Source organism: Psychroflexus salarius, from assembly GCF_900129035.1.
GTDB lineage: Bacteria > Bacteroidota > Bacteroidia > Flavobacteriales > Flavobacteriaceae > Psychroflexus > Psychroflexus salarius.
In genome coordinates this window covers 35,956-53,741 of record NZ_FQTW01000011.1, presented here as the reverse complement: position 1 = coordinate 53,741, position 17,786 = coordinate 35,956, and the positions used below count along the sequence as shown (strand labels likewise).

Sequence of the window (17,786 nt, the reverse complement as noted above, 5' to 3'; positions counted from 1 at the left end):
TTTAAAGTCGCAAATTTAGCTTGTATTTTAAAAACAAATTCTCTAAATACTTTAAAATATTGTTTTTATTTAGATTTCTGATTAATCTATAGGATATTTCAGGATTATCAATTGCATAAAGTTTAAGTATTTCAAATTGTTTAGCCTTTTTTTTATTTATTTGATTATATTCTATAGCATTCAATTGCTTCAAATGCTTTTTAATCATCATTAACCCTTCTTCTCTAAAACCAAAGCACTTATGAAATCTCATAAATCTAAAAAAAGCAGAAATAGTAGTAATCTGAAGGTTTAGTATGTAAGCTCCTATAATAGATTTTTTCTTTGCATTATTTTCTTTTAAATAATAATTTAAATAAATATTATTAATAATAAAAATACAAGACTTAAGATTTTTTAATGTGTAATTTTTAGTTATTGAATGATAGTTCGCAATATTATAATAATAAGTAACTTTAGAATTAAAGATTATATTTTTGGCATAATACATGGTTTCAAAAAACCACATTTCATCTTCATGCAAAATTTTATCAATAAAATTTAAGTTTTTTGAAAAGATAAATTTTGAACTATAAAGCTTATTCCACACAACAATATCAAAAGGCTCTCTTAAAGAGAGTTCTAAAAAATCTAAATCACTTAATTCCCTATTAACTAACTTGTTATGTCTTAACTTTTTATTAATTTTTTTTGTTTGACCATATGTAGAAGCGTTTTTTCCAATGACGATATCAATATCGCTATTTGTTAATTTAATTAAATCATTTAAACATTCCTTATCAAGCAAATCATCAGAATCTAAAAAAAATATATATTCTCCCCTAACATGTTTAAGACCTTCATTTCGTGCAGAAGAAACACCTTTGTTTCTTATTGTAACTAGCTTAAAGCGAATGTCCTTTTTTATCCATAAGTTAACTTTTTCTTCTGTTCCATCTGTACTACCATCATTAATAATAATGCACTCCCAATATAAATAAGATTGGTTTAATACGCTATTTAATACATTATCAATAAAATCACTAGCATTATAACTAGGTATTATAATACTAATTAGTTTTTTTTTAAAATCTATCATTATTCACCATTATTATATTTATTTTACTTTAGCAAAATACATTTATATAAACAAAATATTAGTGAAACATGAGAAAAATTAAAGTTGGATTTTTATTATCTTACGATTACAATAGATTAAAAAAATCTATTCCAGCAGTTTATAAATATTCCGATGCTATTTATTTGGCAATAGATAAAAATTTAAGAACTTGGTCGGGTGAAGTTTTTGTTATCGATAATAATTTTTTCTTATGGTTGAAGAAATTTGATACAGAAAATAAGATTATCATTTACAAAGATAACTTTTTTAAACCAGAACTTTCTCCCATACAAAATGACACTAGAGAACGTCATATGCTATCTATAAAAATGGGTATAGGGAATTGGCTTATTCAAATAGATGCTGACGAAATATTTATAGACTTTAAAAAATTTATTGATACATTGAGAAAGTATGATCACTATTTAAAAAAACCTAAATCTAACCCAATACAAGTTTCAGGTTTTTTAATAAATATCTATAAATATTTAGATGATGGAATTTTATATGTAAAAAAACCCACAAAAGTTCTTTTAGCTACTAATTTTCCCAATTACAAGTTGGCTCGTAAAACTAAAGAACGAATAATTTACACAGATAATCTATTAATTCATGAAAGCTTATCCAGAGATGAAGAGGAACTAAAATTTAAATTAAATAATTGGGGCCACACTAATGAGCTTAATAAAAGTTTTTTTTGTAAATGGAAAAGTGCTAATAAATACAATTATCATAAAATTAAAAATACATTTTATTTAGATCCTAAAGTTTGGAAAGATTTAGAGTACTTTAATCAAAAAGATCTTAATGAATTTAAAAAAACAATACACAAAACTTCAAATTTAAGAATATCTAAAGTGTACTTAATTAGAAAAAATTTCGGCCAATGGTTTAAGCATCTTAAAATTTTCAAATAAAAAACTTAGGTATCAGTAAATTCCTGCTAATAGTATTATTAATTTTACTCACAAATTACATTAAATTGAATATCAAAATGTCTAATGTTACGAAATCAAGTCTTATTACACCAACTTATAATTGGCCTGAAGCGCTTGAACTTTTGCTACTTAGTGTTTTAAATCAAAATCAACTACCTGATGAAGTGATTGTTGCTGATGATGGCTCAACAAATGACACAAAACGATTGGTTGAAAAATTTCAAAAAAACTTTCCAGTTCCATTGCACCATATCTGGCATGAAGACAAAGGAAATCGCAAGCCTCGTATTATGAATAAAGCAATTGCAAAGGCTAAATATCCGTATATTATTGAAATAGATGGCGACATTATCATGCATAAGAATTTTGTAAAAGATCATCTTAATTTTGCAAAAAAAGGTCTTTACCTGTATGGTTCAAGAGCAAACATTCAAGAAGAATACCTTGAAGAGTTGATTAAGAAAAAGCAAATTCATTTTAATTATTTTTCAAAAGGAATTAAAAAACGTGGAAGAACTTTACATCTTCCAGCACTAACAAATATCTATAAACCTGTTGATCAGCGCTCTCGAAAATTACGCGGATGCAATATGTCTTTTTGGCGAAAAGATTTTATCAAAGTAAATGGTTTTAACGAAAACCTCGTTGGCTGGGGAATTGATGATTCTGAAATGATTCAGCGATTACATAATATTGGTATCAAGGGGAAGCGTCTTAAATTTTCAGGGATTGCTTATCATATTTATCATAAAGAACAATCAAAATCTCATATTGATATTAATAGAGAAATAGAAGAACAAACTACTGAGAAAAAACTGACTTATTGCGAAAAAGGTGTTGATCAGTTTTTAAAATAAACTTCTGTAAATTTTTTCTACTTTTTCAGCTTGTATGTCAGATGTGAAGTTTTTGATTACAAAATCTTTATTGCTGTTTAAAACTTCATCAAATCTTGATTTATTTTTATATAAACCCAAAACAAAATCAGCTAATTGTTCGCTATCTTTTACATCAGCTATATAAGCATTTTCACCATGTTTAATTAATGTTTCAGAAATACCAACACGTGTACTACAACTTTTGTTTTAAAGTAAAAAGCCTCTAATAAAGATGTTGGACCACCCTCACGCTCAGATGTTAATAAAAAAACATCAAAATAATCATGTAATAAATAGGCTTGATTAAATTGACCTATAAATAAAACATGCTCTTCCAAATTCAGCTCTTTCAATCGACTTTTATATTCAGGCGTTAATTTTGAAAAACCGCCAACTTGTACAAATTGGATGTCTTTTATTTGATGATGGTTTACAAGCTGGTCAGCGACATCAATAAACCTATCTAAATCTTTGGCAGCTGAATGATTGGCAATATTTCCAACAACAAATTTTGAAGAGTCTACCATAGAATCATAATCTACTTCCTTAAAATCAAGATTAAAAGAATCATTAACAACACTTAATTTCTGCTGATTTTTTTTGGTCAACATCGACTTGAAATGTTGTTTAACATAGTTTGAAACACAAACAATATGGTTAATTGAACTTGAATTATACTTCAGTCGACTTAAATAACTTGAACTATTACTGATTCCTTTTTTTTCAAATACTACTTTAGCTTTAATGGATTTACAAAGTGAAGCATAAAAACACAATGTTAGCGAGCAACTTGTGTGTAGATGAATAACTTCAGGATTAAATTGTTGAATCACTTCAAAAAAACGACTAATGTTTTTAACTGACTTTAGTTTTGGAGTTTTAGAGGCAAAAAATGGTATTTGGTTTTTAGAAGCATGTTTTTCAACAGGTGAATTTTTAGTTCCAAAAATAGCATTGTCAACTTGATTAAGATGTGTCACTAAATTAAATAACTGTTGCTCATTACCACCCCAAGAATTCGCACCAGAAACATGTAATACTTTCATTATTTGTAAACTTAAAACAAAGATATGCTAAATTTGTGGTATGAATTAAAATACCATAAAAGCATTTGATTACAGACATGCAAGCAGACATTACAAACGCCCTCAAAACCTTAAAAAACGGCCAACTTCTACTCTACCCAACCGATACGGTTTGGGGCATTGGTTGTGATGCTACAAATGCAGAAGCCGTCAAAAAAGTTTACCAACTTAAACAGCGTGAAGACTCAAAAGCACTCATTTGCCTCGTCAAAGATTTTGAAATGCTTAAAACTTATGTGCCTCATTTACCATCTAATTTGCTTGAAGTTTTAAATCATACGCAAAAACCAACAAGTATAATTTATAGTCATGTTAAAGGTTTTGCGCCTAATTTAGTTGCTAAAGATGGTAGCGTTGCTATTAGGATTTGTCAAACTGTGTTTTGTCAAGGCTTGCTTTCTGATTTTGGTAAACCCATTGTTTCTACATCAGCCAATATTAGCGGCGAACCTACGCCAAAAGACTTTAATGAAATTTCGCCTGAAATTTTAAAAGGCGTTGACTATGTTGTAAATTTGCAATCAACTAATACGGCAAATGCACCATCTCAAATATTGAAAGTTCATCAAGATGGTCGCATTGAAGTGATTCGCCCTTAAATATGTCTAAAACACATTATACTGAAGCTTTACAGCATCAATTATTTCCATTCATTACTAAAGCAGCAGACCAACTTGGCCTTGAAACCTACGTTATAGGTGGTTTTGTACGCGACTATTTCCTAAAAAGAGAACAAAAAAAAGACATCGACATTGTTTGTGTTGGCGATGGCATTCAGTTAGCAAAAGCTGTGGCTGAACTTTTACCAAACAAACCTAAAGTGCAAGTGTTCAAAACCTTTGGAACCGCCATGCTGAAGGCTTTTGATGTTGAAGTAGAATTTGTTGGTGCTAGAAAAGAATCTTATACTGAAAATAGTAGAAAACCTAGTGTTGAAGTTGGTAGCTTAACCGACGATCAAAACCGTAGAGACTTTACCATTAATGCTTTAGCTTTACAGTTAAATTCTGAAGATTTTGGAAAACTCCTCGATCCATTTGATGGTTTAGAACATCTTAAACAACAACTCATCATAACGCCACTAGATCCTGACATCACTTTTTCAGATGACCCTTTGCGTATGCTTCGTGCCATAAGGTTTTCGAGTCAACTGAAATTTTTTATTGACCCTAAAGCGCTTGATGCTATCGCTCAAAATAAAAACCGACTGCAAATCATTTCAAAAGAGCGAATTGTAACTGAAATTAACAAAATGATGAAAACCCAACAGCCATCTCAAGGGTTTAAGCTTTTACATAAAACTGGTTTGCTTCAACTAATTTTACCTGAACTAACCGCACTTGAAGGCATTGACGAAGTTGATGGCCAGCGCCATAAAGATAATTTTTGGCATACTTTAGAAGTAGTTGATAATATTTCTCGTGAAACCAATAATTTATGGCTTCGCTGGGCGGCCTTATTGCATGATATTGGTAAAGCGCCAACTAAAAAATTTAGTAAACGAAATGGTTGGACCTTTCATGGGCATGAATTTATGGGGTCTAAAATGGTTTACAAGCTATTTAAACGACTCAAAATGCCGCTCAATGATAAAATGAAATATGTTCAAAAATTAGTACTATTAAGTTCTAGACCTATTGCCATTGTTGATGATAATACAACCGACTCGGCTGTAAGGCGCTTAGTGTTTGATGCTGGTGATGATATTGAAGACTTAATGATGTTATGTGAAGCAGATATAACAACTAAAAATCCTAAACGCTATAAACGATATCATAATAATTTTAAAATTGTTCGCCAACGTATTAAAGATGTTGAAGAACGTGATAAAATCAGGAATTTTCAGCCACCAATTTCAGGAAAAATTATCATGAATCATTTAAAAATTGAACCTTGTAAAGAAGTTGGCTTAATTAAAAACGAAATAAAAGAAGCGATCTTAGAAGGTGAAATACCTAATGAATATGACGCTGCTTTTAAATTCATGCTAAAAACTGCTAAGGCTTATGGTTTTAATGCAAAGGCTTGATGCTTGCTAATTTTACCTAAAAAAATGAATCATTCAAATTTAAATTCAACGCTTACATTTACCTTTGAAATATGTTTAGAAAATCGGTAAAAATTTCATTAATCCTAATTTATTTAGTGATTATAGCTGGTGCTGTTGTTAGAATGACAGGCAGCGGCATGGGTTGTCCAGACTGGCCAAAATGTTTTGGCTACTACATTCCACCAACTGAAGAGGCACAATTGCAATGGCATGCTAACCAAGATTATTTTGAAGGTCAAGTCATTATTGTTGATGAAACTTTAAAAGTTGCAAAAGAAAAATTTAAATCATCTAAAGGCTATAATCCCGATAACTGGAACAGCTACGAAAAACATGATTATGCGACATTTAATGCGGCGCACACTTGGGTAGAATATATCAACCGCTTGTTAGGCGCCTTGTCTGGTGTTGCCATTTTAATCATGACAATTTTATCGTTTAAACAAAGAAAAAAATCTTTTAAAATTCCATTATTTTCTGTCATCACATTAGTTCTATTGCTATTTCAAGCTTGGCTTGGGGCTACTGTTGTTTATTCTGTATTATCGCCAGTGCGCATCACTTTGCACATGTTGGTAGCCTTAATCATAGTGGCTTTATTAATGTATATTTTAAAGATTTCAACTGATTTTAAATCTAAATACAACACATCAAATGCATTTCACTACTTAATGCTATTTGCTGTGTTCTTGAGTTTAATACAAGTCGCTTTTGGAACGCAAGTTCGCCAGTTTGTAGATGAACAAGTTAAAGTTTTCGGATATTCAGCAAAAGCAATGTGGTTAAAAGACCCAGATACCATGTTTTACATTCATCGTTCATTTTCAATTTTAGTATTGATTGTCAATTTGGCGATAGTATTCATTAACAAAAAGCAAGGCCTAGGTTTCAAATTAGTTAGATGGATGATAGGGCTTATTATTTTTGAAATTTTTACAGGAATACTCATGTTTTATTTAGATTTTCCATTTTTATCACAACCTTTGCATTTAGTTATTGCAGCTTTATTATTTGGCGTGCAATTTTATATCTTATTACAAAGTTTTGAAGCAAAATCGACTGAATCAATACATAAAATAAAACAATAAATGATATTCAAATTCCGCATTATACTTGACATCTTAGATGATGTATTTAGAGATATTGAAATTAGAGATACCGATACTTTAGAAGATTTTCATAACGCTATTACACAAGCATTCGGCTTTGATGGTACTGAAATGGCGTCCTTTTATAAAAGTGATGAGGAATGGAATCAAGGTGAAGAGTTTTTGCTCTTTGATATGAGTGAAGGTCAAAAATCAGTTCGAATGATGAATGAAACAGCGCTTGATACCGTCTTTTCTCGTGAAAATACTAAAATGATTTATGTGTACGATTTTTTCAATATGTGGACGTTTTATGTTGAATTAGCCGATATGACTGAAGCCAAAGATGGTCAAGATTACCCTAATCTAATGTTTGCGCAAGGTCACTTACCAGAACATCCGCCAGAAAAAGAATTCACAGCTGAAAAACTAGATGAATTAAATGATGATAGCTTTGATGATGGTTTTGACGATCAAGATTTTGAAAGTTTAGACGATTTTGATTTTGATCAAAACTGGAACTAAATAACAAAGTTTATAAATAAATATTTAGTTCGGTAACTTCAACTGAAGTTAGCTTACCACCACAAATTTTTAATATACCTTAATACTCATTTCCTTATGCTCAATTTATATAGCGCCCAAATTGAAAGTTTATCTATACATCGTGTTGGCAATAAAAGCCGCAACGAATCACTCTTTTTATCAGAAGAAGCTTATCAGCTATCAGACGAATTAACCCCATTAATTAAAGAATACTTTTTAAAATCATTTCGCGATAAAGAAGAGAGTTATTATCAATTTGTTCATGAAACCGATTTAGAATTTCATCAGCTTTATAATTATGCGACTGAAATTTTTAACAATCCGCTTAAGGCACATGAAATTTCTAAGCAAATAACTCGGTATTTATTTGAACAATCTATGCATCAACACATTAAAGGCGGTGAAGTTTACGTGGTTTACTTTGAAAATGTACTTGTAGATAATCAAAAAGTTGATGCGATTGGTATTTTTAAATCCGAGTTAAAGCATGACTTTTTACAATTTCAAGAGCAACAAAATAACCTTGAAATGATATTACAACAAGGCGTTTATTTAAACAAGCTTGACAAAGGTGCCTTAATTTTAAATACTGAAAAAGAAGAAGGTTATAAAATCCTCTCTGTCGATTCTAATAAATACGATACGAAATATTGGTTAGAACAATTTTTAGGTGTAGATTTTTTTCAAGACGAAAATTTTTACACTAAAAAATACTTGAAATTTTGCGAGAATTTTGCCAAAGATGTGGTTTTACCAGCTGAAGATAAACAGCAAGAAGTTTTGTTTATGAATAAAGCTATGAATCATTTTGCCGCAAATGATAATTTTAATGAGCAAAACTTTTTAACCGATGTACTTGAAAATCCTGAACTTGAACCTGAATTTAAAAACTATAAAGAAGAACAAGCGCCCAAATATAAAATTGAAGATTTAAGTGATTTCCCGATTTCAAACACCGCTGTAACAGCAGCACGAAAAAAAGTAAAAAGCGTTATTAATCTTGATACTAATGTTCAAATAAAAATGGACTTTGTAAGCGGTGCAAGCGCCGATAAGTTTATTGAAAAAGGTTGGGATGAAGAACGCCAAATGTATTACTACTTAGTCTATTTTAATAAAGAAGAGAAAAAGTAGAACGTTAACTGTAACATTTTCAAAATATGAGCGTTAAGCTAAAAACCTACCTATGATAAAGTCAACCATCACTTATTTGCTACTTGGTTTAACCAGTTTAAGTTTTGCTCAAACACTTACAGGAACTTTACTAAGTCAAGATACTAAAGAAAGTATTCCGTTTGCAACGGTAAGAATCACTAAAAATTACGGTGTTATCACTAATACAGAAGGCAACTTCTCTATTGTTGTTAATCAATTTACAACAAAAGATTCAATTGAATTTTCCAGCATGGGTTTTAAAACAAAACGCATTGCTATCGGTGATTTTAAAAACAATCAAAAAGTTATATTAGAAACGGCAGTTAATGAGTTGGGCGAAGTCTTTTTAAAAGACCAATCTTTAACAGGTCGCGAATTAATTGATAAGTTTTTAAAAAACAAAAACAAGAATTACGCTACAAAAGCCAATTCTTACAATATTTTTATCAGGAATAAATACCAAAGCACCTATAAAGATTATGGGTTTGAATTAAAAAAAGCAAATTATTTAAGTAAGAAAATTGAAAATAATATCAATAAGGAATTAGAAGCACTTTCAAAATCAGTTATTGGTGAAACTTCTACTTATTTTACAGAAAAATTAGTCGATTTTAATTATTTAAATCAAGACTCTGTTCATCTTAAACCCTATCGCGCCATTGAATTAAGTAGTAGCACTTCAAATAATGATGTTGAAGAAATTCAAAATCGCGCCTTCAAAAAGATTTTCGAAAAACTTGAAAATAGTAATAGCTTCAAGGTGCGAACATTTATTATCCGAGTGGCAGATTCACTCGATTTATCAGGTATCAATGAGCAACTTAAAGACCAACCTGACACTTTAGATGTTAAATCGGTTTCAAGAAACATCAAAGGTACCTTAAACAGATATACTTTTACCAACACCTTATTCGAACCCTTAGCCGAACCAGACGATTACGCATTTGAAATAGATGATGTTACCAGCTTTAATAACCAAATGGTTTACGTTGTTAATTATGCTCCAGACCGTAATCGTGCTAAATATATAGGCAAATTTTACATTACAGCAAAAGATTTTGCTATAGTTAAACTTACCCAACGTCTAGCTGAAGGCAAAAGTGAATCTAAATTAAATTTGAAGTTTTTATTCGGTATTAAATTTGATGCCTATTTGAATACCAAAGAAGTGACTTATTTTAAAACCGAAAATGGCACTTATTATCCAAAATACATCAAATCAATCAACAAGCAATATTTTTATTTAGATCGAAAATTTGTATTTAAAGAAAATAATGATGACAGAAGTGAACGCCTTAAATTTAAACTTGAAATCTTAGCTGAAGCTGATAACACCAATGAAACTGAATTATTTGTGGTCAATCAGCGTAAACTTTCGGTTGAAGATTACAGCTTATTGAAAGAAGCCAAACCGATGATTATCGAGCAATTTAAAAACTACTCGCCTGAGATTTGGAAAGACCAAAATGTATTAGAGGCAACAAAAGAAATTAAAACCTATTAAGTATGAGTAACCCGTTATTGCAAAGCTTTAACCATCCACCATTCGAACAAATAGAAAATAAACACTATAAACCTGCTATTGAACAAGCTTTAAACGCTGCACGTGAAGAAGTTGAAAACATTAGCACTTCAACCGAACCTGCTAATTTTAAAAACACGATTGAAGCTTTAGAATTTTCAGGATTTCAACTCGATAGAATTGTTAGTGTTTTTTTTAATTTAAATTCAGCTGAAACCAATCCTGAACTTCAACAAATTGCTCAGGAAATTTCACCTTGGTTAAGCGAGTTTAACAACGATATTTTACTGAATAAAGCTTTATTCAGTAAAATTAAAACGGTTTATGAACAGCAAAACCAAGAAAATTTAAACCCCGAGCAAACGCGCTTATTAGAGAAAGTTTACAAAAATTTTACCAGAAATGGTGCTAATTTGAATGAAAAACAACAACAGCGTTTAAGAGAAATCGATACTCAATTAGCACAACTTTCATTAAAATTTGGTGAAAATGTGCTAGCTGAAACAAATAACTTTAAACTTCATATCACTGATGAGTCAAAAGTTGAAGGCATACCTAAAACTGTGCTCGAAAGTGCCGCAGAACTTGCTCAAAAAGAAGATAAAAAGGAAGGTTACCTATTTACTTTAGATTACCCAAGCTTTATACCTGTAATGAAGTATGCTAAACATCGTGAACTTAGAAAGCAGCTTTTAAAAGGTTTTGGCTCCAAAGCTTTTAAGGATAACGACTATAATAATGAGTCGCAAGTACTTCAAATTTCAAAATTACGTTTTGAACGCGCTCAACTTTTAGGTTATAACACACATGCCGATTTTGTTTTAGAAGAACGCATGGCTAAGTCTCCCGAAACAGTTAACAATTTTATAAATGAATTACTTGAAAAAGCTAAGCCAGCGGCCGAAAGAGAATTTAATCAATTAAAGGATTTTGCAGAAAAAACTGATGGCATTACAGATTTTCAGAAATGGGATCAAGCTTATTACACCGAACTTTTAAAATCTAAAACCTTTAGTTTAAAAGAAGAAGATTTAAAGCCTTATTTCGAATTAAATCAAGTTATTGATGGCTTATTTAAAATCACAACCAAGTTATATGGTTTAGAATTCAATGAAAATAAGTCTTATGAACTTTACCATCCAGATGTAAAAACCTTTGATGTTTTAGAAAATGGCAGCCCAAAAGCTACACTATATGCCGATTTTCATCCACGAGCTGGCAAACGCGATGGCGCTTGGATGACGACTTATAAGCCGCAATTTATTAAAGACGGTCAAAATGAAAGGCCTTTAGTTTCAATTGTTTGTAATTTCACCAAACCAACGCAATCTCAGCCTTCATTACTAACGTTTAATGAAGTAACAACCTTGTTTCACGAGTTCGGTCACGCTTTACATGCCATGCTGGCAAATACAACTTACCCATCATTATCTGGCGCTAATGTTTACTGGGATTTTGTTGAATTACCAAGTCAACTACTTGAAAATTGGTGCTACGAACCAGAAGCCTTACAACTATTTGCTAAACATCACAAAACTAGTGAAGTAATTCCAGAAGAATTAATTGCTAAAATTAAAGCTTCAGCTAACTTCATGGAAGGCTTGCAGAGTTTACGTCAATTAAGTTTTGGTCAATTAGATTTAGCATGGCATGGTATTGATCCAACTGATGTTAATGATGTTAAAGCGCATGAATTGAATGCTTTTAAACCGACGGCTTTATTACCTGATATTTCTACTAATTGTATGAGCACAGCTTTTGGTCATATTTTTCAAGGCGGTTACAGTTCAGGTTACTATTCTTATAAATGGGCTGAAGTCTTAGATGCCGATGCTTTCGAAGCATTTAAAGAACATGGCATTTTTAATCAAACTATTGCTGATAAATTTAAATCAACAGTTCTTTCAAAAGGCGGTACTGTAGAACCAATGAAATTATATAAAAGCTTTAGAGGACAAGAACCTAAGCCTGATGCTTTATTAAAACGTGCTGGATTAATAGATTAAAAATTATTTAAACCACTTCAAATAAAAAAGCGACTTTGCTCTTAACAAAGTCGCTTTTTTATCAATAATCAATCAACAAAATTTATTTTTTTGGTGGTTGTGATGGTCTCACTTCTATTTTGCTTGGTAAAGTTCGTGGATTAAGTTTAAACATATCAACTACTAATTCACCTAAATCTTCAGGTTGAATTTTCCAAGCGTCATTGGCATCAGGCTCATTGCCATTAAAATAAGTTGAAACTGAGCCTGGCATAATGGTTGAAACTTTAATGCCTTTATCACGTAAGTCTAACATTAAAGCTTGAGTAAAACCAGTCAAACCAAATTTACTGGCGTTATATGCCGTTCCTTTTGCAAAGAAATTAGTTCCAGCTAAACTTGAAATACTAATGAAGTAACCTTTAGATTCAGTTAATGCTTCAACAGTTGCTTTTATAGTATTAAAAACACCTGTTAGGTTGGTATCAATTACTTGGTGCCATTGTTCATGTGTAATTTCTTCAATACTCCCAAAATGACCTAAACCAGCATTGGCAATAACGTAATCTATCTGTCCAAACTCTTCTAAACCTTTTCTAACAGCATCTTCAACGGCATCAAAATGTCTAACATCGGCTTCTAAGCCAACAGCAACTTGTTCTGCTTTATCAGCGTTTAGTTTATCAGCTATTTTTTGAGCATCAGTTTTAGAACGGCTCGTTAAAATAACTTTAGTACCTTCAGCGATCAATGCTTCAGCAATACCTAAGCCTATTCCTTTAGTTCCGCCAGTAATAAATGCAACTTTTGTATTCATTTGTAATATTTTTTTCAAAAATAAAGTCTATTAAACTTAATCATTTCATTTTTTAAAAGAATTAACGTCTGAAACTGAATTATCTTCTAATTTTGTTATCTATGAAAAAAACAAAGTCTCGTCAAAAAAGACCGTTTAAAAGGATTTTATTTCGGTTAATCCTAAAATCTATTTTAGTAATAGCGCTAATTTTAGCTAGCTTTATTGGGAGTATTTATCTTGGCTTTTGGGGTAAATTACCAACGAAACAAAACCTTAAAAATTTGACTAATGCTGAAGCTTCAGTGTTTGTAGACCGTCATAATGTTACGCTAACAAAAGTCTATCAATTTAATCGGGAATCGATAGACTTAGAACAATTACCCCAACATGTAATTGATGCATTAATAGCTACTGAAGATGTGCGCTTTTTTGAACATTCAGGCGTTGATTCAAGGAGCCTTTTAAGGGTTTTATTTAAAACCATTTTAGCTGGTGACGACTCGTCTGGCGGTGGAAGTACGATTACTTTACAACTAGCTAAAAACATTTACGGTAGAGAGAATCTTGGCTGGTTTAGCTTGCCTGTCAACAAAATTAAAGAAGCCTTTACCGCTTTTAAGTTAGAAGATATTTATAGTAAAAAAGATATTCTAGAGCTTTACTTAAACACTGTGCCATTTAGCGGAAACACCTATGGTATTGAAAGTGCCTCTAAACGATTTTTTAGTAAACCCGCATCAGAATTAAACTTATCTGAAGCTGCTACTCTCATAGGAACTTTAAAAGCCAATCACAGCTATAATCCACGTTTATTCCCTGAACGAAGCCAATTAAGGCGCGATGTTGTTATTACACAGATGCTTAACTACAATTATTTAAGCCAAGATGAAGCCAACAAAGTGCTTCAGCAGAATCTGAGTATTAATTATAATAGAGAAACTTCAACTGGTTCGGCGTTTCTCAATGAACGTTTATATGCTGAAGCTAATACAATTATATCACGTCTTAATTCAGAAAATAAAACGGAACTAGACTTAAAGACAAGCGGGCTGACGATTGAAACGAGTATTGATGCTGACATACAAAATGCATTTGAAACTGAGTTGGTCAAACATCTTAAAAAAATACAGCAGCTATTTGAAGCTGAATATCAAAATCAAAAACCATGGCAACAAAAATCGGTTTGGTTACCTGTTTTAAAATCAACTAAAGTCTATAAAAACCTCACAAAAAAGGGGTTTTCAGAAGCTGAAATTATTAAAGAGCTAAGTAATAACAAATCTATTGAAATTTATAATGGCAAAGAATATCAGTTAAAAACAGCTTCAGTAATTGATAGTTTACAAGAACAATTGAAGTTTTTGAATGCTGCTAGTTTAACTATAGATCCAAAAAGTGGAGACATTTTAAGTTATGTTGGTGGGGCTGATTATCGTGTTTCACAATTTGATGTTATTCATTATGCTAAGCGTCAAGTCGGCTCGACTTTTAAACCTTTTATATATGCGAGTGGTTTACAATCGGGTTTAGAACCTTGCTCCTATTTAGCAGGAAACACGGTTACCTATACAGATTATGATGATTGGCAGCCCCAAAATGCCTCTAAAACTGATGATGACAAACACATGAATTATAGCTTAAATTATGCCTTAAGTAACTCGATGAATACCATTTCAGTCAAGGTTTTAGAAGAATCTGGATTAAAACAAACAATTAAGTTGGCTCGTGAATTTGGAATAACAAGTCCTATTCCCGAAAAACCTTCAATTGCATTAGGTGCTGTTAATTTGAGTTTTGAAGAGCTTGCAAGAGCTTACGCTGGGATTGTGAGTTCTAAAATTCCCTTACAACTGAACTTAATTAAACGTATCCTTAAAGATGGAAAAGTTATTTATGAAGCAAAGTCAACAGAATTTAAAGCGAGTCCGCTTTCTCAACAACATCGACTTGAATTGTTAGCGATGTTAGGTGAAGTAGTCAATACAGGTACTGCCAAATCAATTCGGAGAACTTATGGTATAAAAGATGCTATTGCCGGAAAAACAGGCACAACACAAGACAATAAAGATGGTTGGTTTATTGGTTTAACACCTAATTTGGTAAGTATTAATTGGGTTGGTCACAATCAACAACGAATTGGTTTTAAATCAACAGCCTTGGGTCAAGGCGCTGTGAGTGCTTTACCAATTTTTGCTAAAGCCTATAAAGCTTTGAAATTAAAAACAACTCATTATACCGCAAATCAATTCCCTGAGGTTAATCAAAACATTAAAAATAAATTAAACTGTGACCCTAAAAAACGTGACGGATTTTTAAAACGTCTATTTAAAAAGAAAACCGAACAAAAAGATTTTGACGAAGATGCTCAAAAGCAAAAAAAAGAAAAAAAGAGTTTTTGGAATATCTTTAAATCTAAAAAGTCTAAAGACTAGTTTTTAAAGGCTTTATTTTAATTAGGCTAATACTTTGCAATTGATTCTTGTTTTCTTCACTAGCGATAAATAGTTGGCCATCTTCAGCAATTGCGATTCCTTCAGGTTGTGGTAAAATATCTTCATCAAGATAAATTAAATGCTGTGGAATTTTATTTGGATCGAGTATCATTAATTTTGGTGTTTTAGCCTCAGTGATATAATATTTTGAATCGGCATAAGCTATTTCAGAAAGCCAAAAATCACGAGATGGATGTGACTGAGGGATTGAATTAAAAATTTCATGTTGATTTGAAATACTCATAAACTCAGTTAGTTTTTCGGTAGAAATTTGATATTTGTAAACCACTATTTGGTTTAAAGCTTTAATCTGTTTACTAAATTTTATACCTATAAGTAATTCATCTTCAGAAAAAGCAAATAAACCTTCAACATCAATACCTTTTTCATTAAAAAGTTGTAGCGTTTCAACTTGAGGTGATGGACTTTTATAATTTTTAACTTTAAAAATAGTAGCATCACTTCTCAAGACATAAGCTGTTGAATTGATAATAGTTATTCCTTCAAAATCACCTTGAGGTTCAAATTCAAATTGGTTAGTAATTTGAGATGTTTTAAGATTATAGATATAAATCACACCTTTTTCATCCTGAATACATGCCATATTATGATTGCCTAAATAATATATTCCAGATACTTCTTTAAGAACTTCAGGTAAAGTCCATTGCTTAATCACTTCAACTTGAGCAGTAGGTTCATACTCAAATATATACTTGTCTTTCAGCAGAAAAATTACTCCTAAAATAATGACAATCACTAGCAATAATATAATACTCAACAAATATTTAGATCTCATAGAATTTTAAATCGGGTATTTTGTAAATTTGTGCAAAATTCAACAATGAATCAAACATCAGACCGCTTAATTTATAATTTTTTGATAGAGCAGTTTAACTTATCAAGCAGTAAGGCTATTTACATTAATTTAGGTATCAATTTAATTTTAGTCTTAATTTTTGGCTACTTATTATTTAAGCTTTTACGTTATACTGCTAAAAAAATAGTAAATCGTTTGGCATCTAAAACCAAAACTGAGTTTGATGACTATTTAGTAAAAAACAATACATTTTTACACATCTCTAATTTAATTACAATTAATGTTGTTTCAAGTCTTTTGCCTTCTATTCTCAAAGATTTTGAGCACTTGTTAGACGAAGTTAATAGAGCTTTTTCTGTCATCATAACCATTTTGGTAGTCATGGTTATTCGAAGCATATTATTAACCATTAAAGACTTTTTAAGAACTATCAAAGCCTTTAAAGACAAACCAATTGAAAGCTATATTCAGGTCTTTATGATTATAGTTTGGCTTATAAGTATTGTAATTATTTTCTCAGTGATAACAGGAAAACCACTATTAAAATTCTTAACAGCATTAGGTGCTTTTTCGGCTGTATTGCTTTTGGTTTTTAAAGATACCATTCTAGGATTTGTTGCTAGTATTCAAGTTACGGTTAATGATACAGTAAGAATTGGCGACTGGATCACGATGGAGAAATATGGCGCTGATGGTGATGTGTTTGAAATTAATCTAGCTTCAGTCAAAGTGCGTAATTTTGATAATACCATTACAACCATTCCCACTTACTACTTAATATCTGATTCATTTAAGAATTGGCGTGGTATGAGTGTTTCAGGAGGAAGACGTATAAAGCGTGCAATTTTAATTAAAGCCAACAGTATTAAATTTTTAACTGAAAAAGAAATCAATCATTTAGAGAAAATTCAGCTGATATCAAATTACGTCAACTCACGTCATCAGGAAATAAAAAATCATAACACTAATAACAATATTGATAAAAGCCTTTTAATTAATGGACGAAACATGACTAATTTTGGAGCATTTAGAACTTATGTTGACCATTATTTAGAGCAAAATAAAAATATAAATCATGAAATGATGATTATGAGCCGTCAACTGCCCCAAACAGCTGAAGGTATACCACTTGAAATTTATGCTTTTAGTAAAGATAAAGTTTGGAAAAACTACGAGCGCATCATGGCCGATATTTTTGATCATTTGTTAGCCTCAACACATTACTTCGATTTAGAAATTTATGAAAAACCAAGCGTTTCAGACATTAAATTGCTTCAATCAAAAAATTTAAATTAAATAAAAATTAACGAAGTCTGTAAGTTAGATAACATT

15 protein-coding genes are annotated in these 17,786 nt (G+C 31.1%); 11 read left to right on the top strand and 4 right to left on the bottom strand.

Annotated elements, in window-relative coordinates:
* Position 1 precedes the first annotated feature (1 nt).
* Positions 2 to 1,078 (bottom strand): glycosyltransferase family 2 protein, encoded by a 1,077-nt coding sequence (locus BUB82_RS10920; RefSeq protein WP_073193659.1) that lies wholly within the window; start codon positions 1,076 to 1,078, stop codon positions 2 to 4.
* Between the two features lie 68 nt (positions 1,079 to 1,146).
* On the opposite strand from BUB82_RS10920, the gene BUB82_RS10915 reads away from it, so the two are divergent.
* Both BUB82_RS10915 and BUB82_RS10910 read left to right on the top strand, forming a co-directional pair.
* Complete coding sequence (locus tag BUB82_RS10915) at positions 1,147 to 2,016, top strand: hypothetical protein (RefSeq protein ID WP_073193658.1); 870 nt, start codon at positions 1,147 to 1,149, stop codon at positions 2,014 to 2,016.
* Between the two features lie 77 nt (positions 2,017 to 2,093).
* Positions 2,094 to 2,894 (top strand): glycosyltransferase family 2 protein, encoded by an 801-nt coding sequence (locus tag BUB82_RS10910; RefSeq protein WP_073193657.1) that lies wholly within the window; start codon positions 2,094 to 2,096, stop codon positions 2,892 to 2,894.
* A gap of 185 nt (positions 2,895 to 3,079) precedes the next feature.
* On the opposite strand, the gene BUB82_RS10905 is transcribed toward BUB82_RS10910, so the two are convergent.
* Complete coding sequence (locus tag BUB82_RS10905) at positions 3,080 to 3,961, bottom strand: glycosyltransferase (protein ID WP_073193656.1); 882 nt, start codon at positions 3,959 to 3,961, stop codon at positions 3,080 to 3,082.
* Between the two features lie 77 nt (positions 3,962 to 4,038).
* Here BUB82_RS10905 and BUB82_RS10900 point away from each other — a divergent pair, with 77 nt between their 5' ends.
* From BUB82_RS10900 to BUB82_RS10870, 7 genes are all read left to right on the top strand, one after another.
* Positions 4,039 to 4,599, top strand: a complete 561-nt coding sequence (locus tag BUB82_RS10900) for an L-threonylcarbamoyladenylate synthase (protein WP_073193676.1) — start codon at positions 4,039 to 4,041, stop codon at positions 4,597 to 4,599.
* A gap of 2 nt (positions 4,600 to 4,601) precedes the next feature.
* Positions 4,602 to 6,029, top strand: a complete 1,428-nt coding sequence (locus BUB82_RS10895; RefSeq protein WP_073193655.1) for a CCA tRNA nucleotidyltransferase — start codon at positions 4,602 to 4,604, stop codon at positions 6,027 to 6,029.
* Between the two features lie 71 nt (positions 6,030 to 6,100).
* Positions 6,101 to 7,138 (top strand): COX15/CtaA family protein, encoded by a 1,038-nt coding sequence (locus tag BUB82_RS10890; protein ID WP_073193654.1) that lies wholly within the window; start codon positions 6,101 to 6,103, stop codon positions 7,136 to 7,138.
* On the top strand, positions 7,139 to 7,663 hold the full coding sequence (locus tag BUB82_RS10885) for an IS1096 element passenger TnpR family protein (RefSeq protein WP_073193653.1): 525 nt from the start codon (positions 7,139 to 7,141) through the stop codon (positions 7,661 to 7,663).
* A 96-nt stretch (positions 7,664 to 7,759) separates the two neighbouring features.
* Entirely contained in the window at positions 7,760 to 8,818 is a 1,059-nt protein-coding gene (locus tag BUB82_RS10880) for a nucleoid-associated protein (protein WP_073193652.1), read from the top strand.
* Between the two features lie 52 nt (positions 8,819 to 8,870).
* The gene (locus BUB82_RS10875; protein ID WP_073193651.1) at positions 8,871 to 10,343 is read left to right on the top strand and encodes a carboxypeptidase-like regulatory domain-containing protein; all 1,473 of its coding nucleotides are present in this window, start codon (positions 8,871 to 8,873) and stop codon (positions 10,341 to 10,343) included.
* A gap of 2 nt (positions 10,344 to 10,345) precedes the next feature.
* Positions 10,346 to 12,367 (top strand): M3 family metallopeptidase, encoded by a 2,022-nt coding sequence (locus BUB82_RS10870; protein WP_073193650.1) that lies wholly within the window; start codon positions 10,346 to 10,348, stop codon positions 12,365 to 12,367.
* Positions 12,368 to 12,449: 82 nt separating this feature from the next.
* Here the strand turns inward: BUB82_RS10870 and BUB82_RS10865 are convergent, their stop codons facing one another.
* Positions 12,450 to 13,163 (bottom strand): SDR family oxidoreductase, encoded by a 714-nt coding sequence (locus BUB82_RS10865; protein WP_073193649.1) that lies wholly within the window; start codon positions 13,161 to 13,163, stop codon positions 12,450 to 12,452.
* Between the two features lie 101 nt (positions 13,164 to 13,264).
* Between BUB82_RS10865 and BUB82_RS10860 the strand changes: the two genes are divergently transcribed.
* The gene (locus BUB82_RS10860) at positions 13,265 to 15,577 is read left to right on the top strand and encodes a transglycosylase domain-containing protein (protein ID WP_073193648.1); all 2,313 of its coding nucleotides are present in this window, start codon (positions 13,265 to 13,267) and stop codon (positions 15,575 to 15,577) included.
* On the opposite strand, the gene BUB82_RS10855 is transcribed toward BUB82_RS10860, so the two are convergent.
* Complete coding sequence (locus BUB82_RS10855) at positions 15,567 to 16,433, bottom strand: hypothetical protein (RefSeq protein ID WP_073193647.1); 867 nt, start codon at positions 16,431 to 16,433, stop codon at positions 15,567 to 15,569. The genes BUB82_RS10860 and BUB82_RS10855 overlap by 11 nt on opposite strands.
* A gap of 45 nt (positions 16,434 to 16,478) precedes the next feature.
* Here BUB82_RS10855 and BUB82_RS10850 point away from each other — a divergent pair, with 45 nt between their 5' ends.
* Positions 16,479 to 17,750, top strand: coding sequence for a mechanosensitive ion channel family protein (locus BUB82_RS10850; RefSeq protein ID WP_073193646.1), 1,272 nt, complete (start codon positions 16,479 to 16,481; stop codon positions 17,748 to 17,750).
* The last annotated feature ends 36 nt before the right edge of the window (positions 17,751 to 17,786 follow it).

Coding starts and splice junctions, on each gene's coding strand:
- BUB82_RS10920 (WP_073193659.1), bottom strand. CDS start 1,078: ATGATAGATTTTAAAAAAAAACTAATTAGTATTATAATACCTAGTTAT.
- BUB82_RS10915 (WP_073193658.1), top strand. CDS start 1,147: ATGAGAAAAATTAAAGTTGGATTTTTATTATCTTACGATTACAATAGA.
- BUB82_RS10910 (WP_073193657.1), top strand. CDS start 2,094: ATGTCTAATGTTACGAAATCAAGTCTTATTACACCAACTTATAATTGG.
- BUB82_RS10905 (WP_073193656.1), bottom strand. CDS start 3,961: ATGAAAGTATTACATGTTTCTGGTGCGAATTCTTGGGGTGGTAATGAG.
- BUB82_RS10900 (WP_073193676.1), top strand. CDS start 4,039: ATGCAAGCAGACATTACAAACGCCCTCAAAACCTTAAAAAACGGCCAA.
- BUB82_RS10895 (WP_073193655.1), top strand. CDS start 4,602: ATGTCTAAAACACATTATACTGAAGCTTTACAGCATCAATTATTTCCA.
- BUB82_RS10890 (WP_073193654.1), top strand. CDS start 6,101: ATGTTTAGAAAATCGGTAAAAATTTCATTAATCCTAATTTATTTAGTG.
- BUB82_RS10885 (WP_073193653.1), top strand. CDS start 7,139: ATGATATTCAAATTCCGCATTATACTTGACATCTTAGATGATGTATTT.
- BUB82_RS10880 (WP_073193652.1), top strand. CDS start 7,760: ATGCTCAATTTATATAGCGCCCAAATTGAAAGTTTATCTATACATCGT.
- BUB82_RS10875 (WP_073193651.1), top strand. CDS start 8,871: ATGATAAAGTCAACCATCACTTATTTGCTACTTGGTTTAACCAGTTTA.
- BUB82_RS10870 (WP_073193650.1), top strand. CDS start 10,346: ATGAGTAACCCGTTATTGCAAAGCTTTAACCATCCACCATTCGAACAA.
- BUB82_RS10865 (WP_073193649.1), bottom strand. CDS start 13,163: ATGAATACAAAAGTTGCATTTATTACTGGCGGAACTAAAGGAATAGGC.
- BUB82_RS10860 (WP_073193648.1), top strand. CDS start 13,265: ATGAAAAAAACAAAGTCTCGTCAAAAAAGACCGTTTAAAAGGATTTTA.
- BUB82_RS10855 (WP_073193647.1), bottom strand. CDS start 16,433: ATGAGATCTAAATATTTGTTGAGTATTATATTATTGCTAGTGATTGTC.
- BUB82_RS10850 (WP_073193646.1), top strand. CDS start 16,479: ATGAATCAAACATCAGACCGCTTAATTTATAATTTTTTGATAGAGCAG.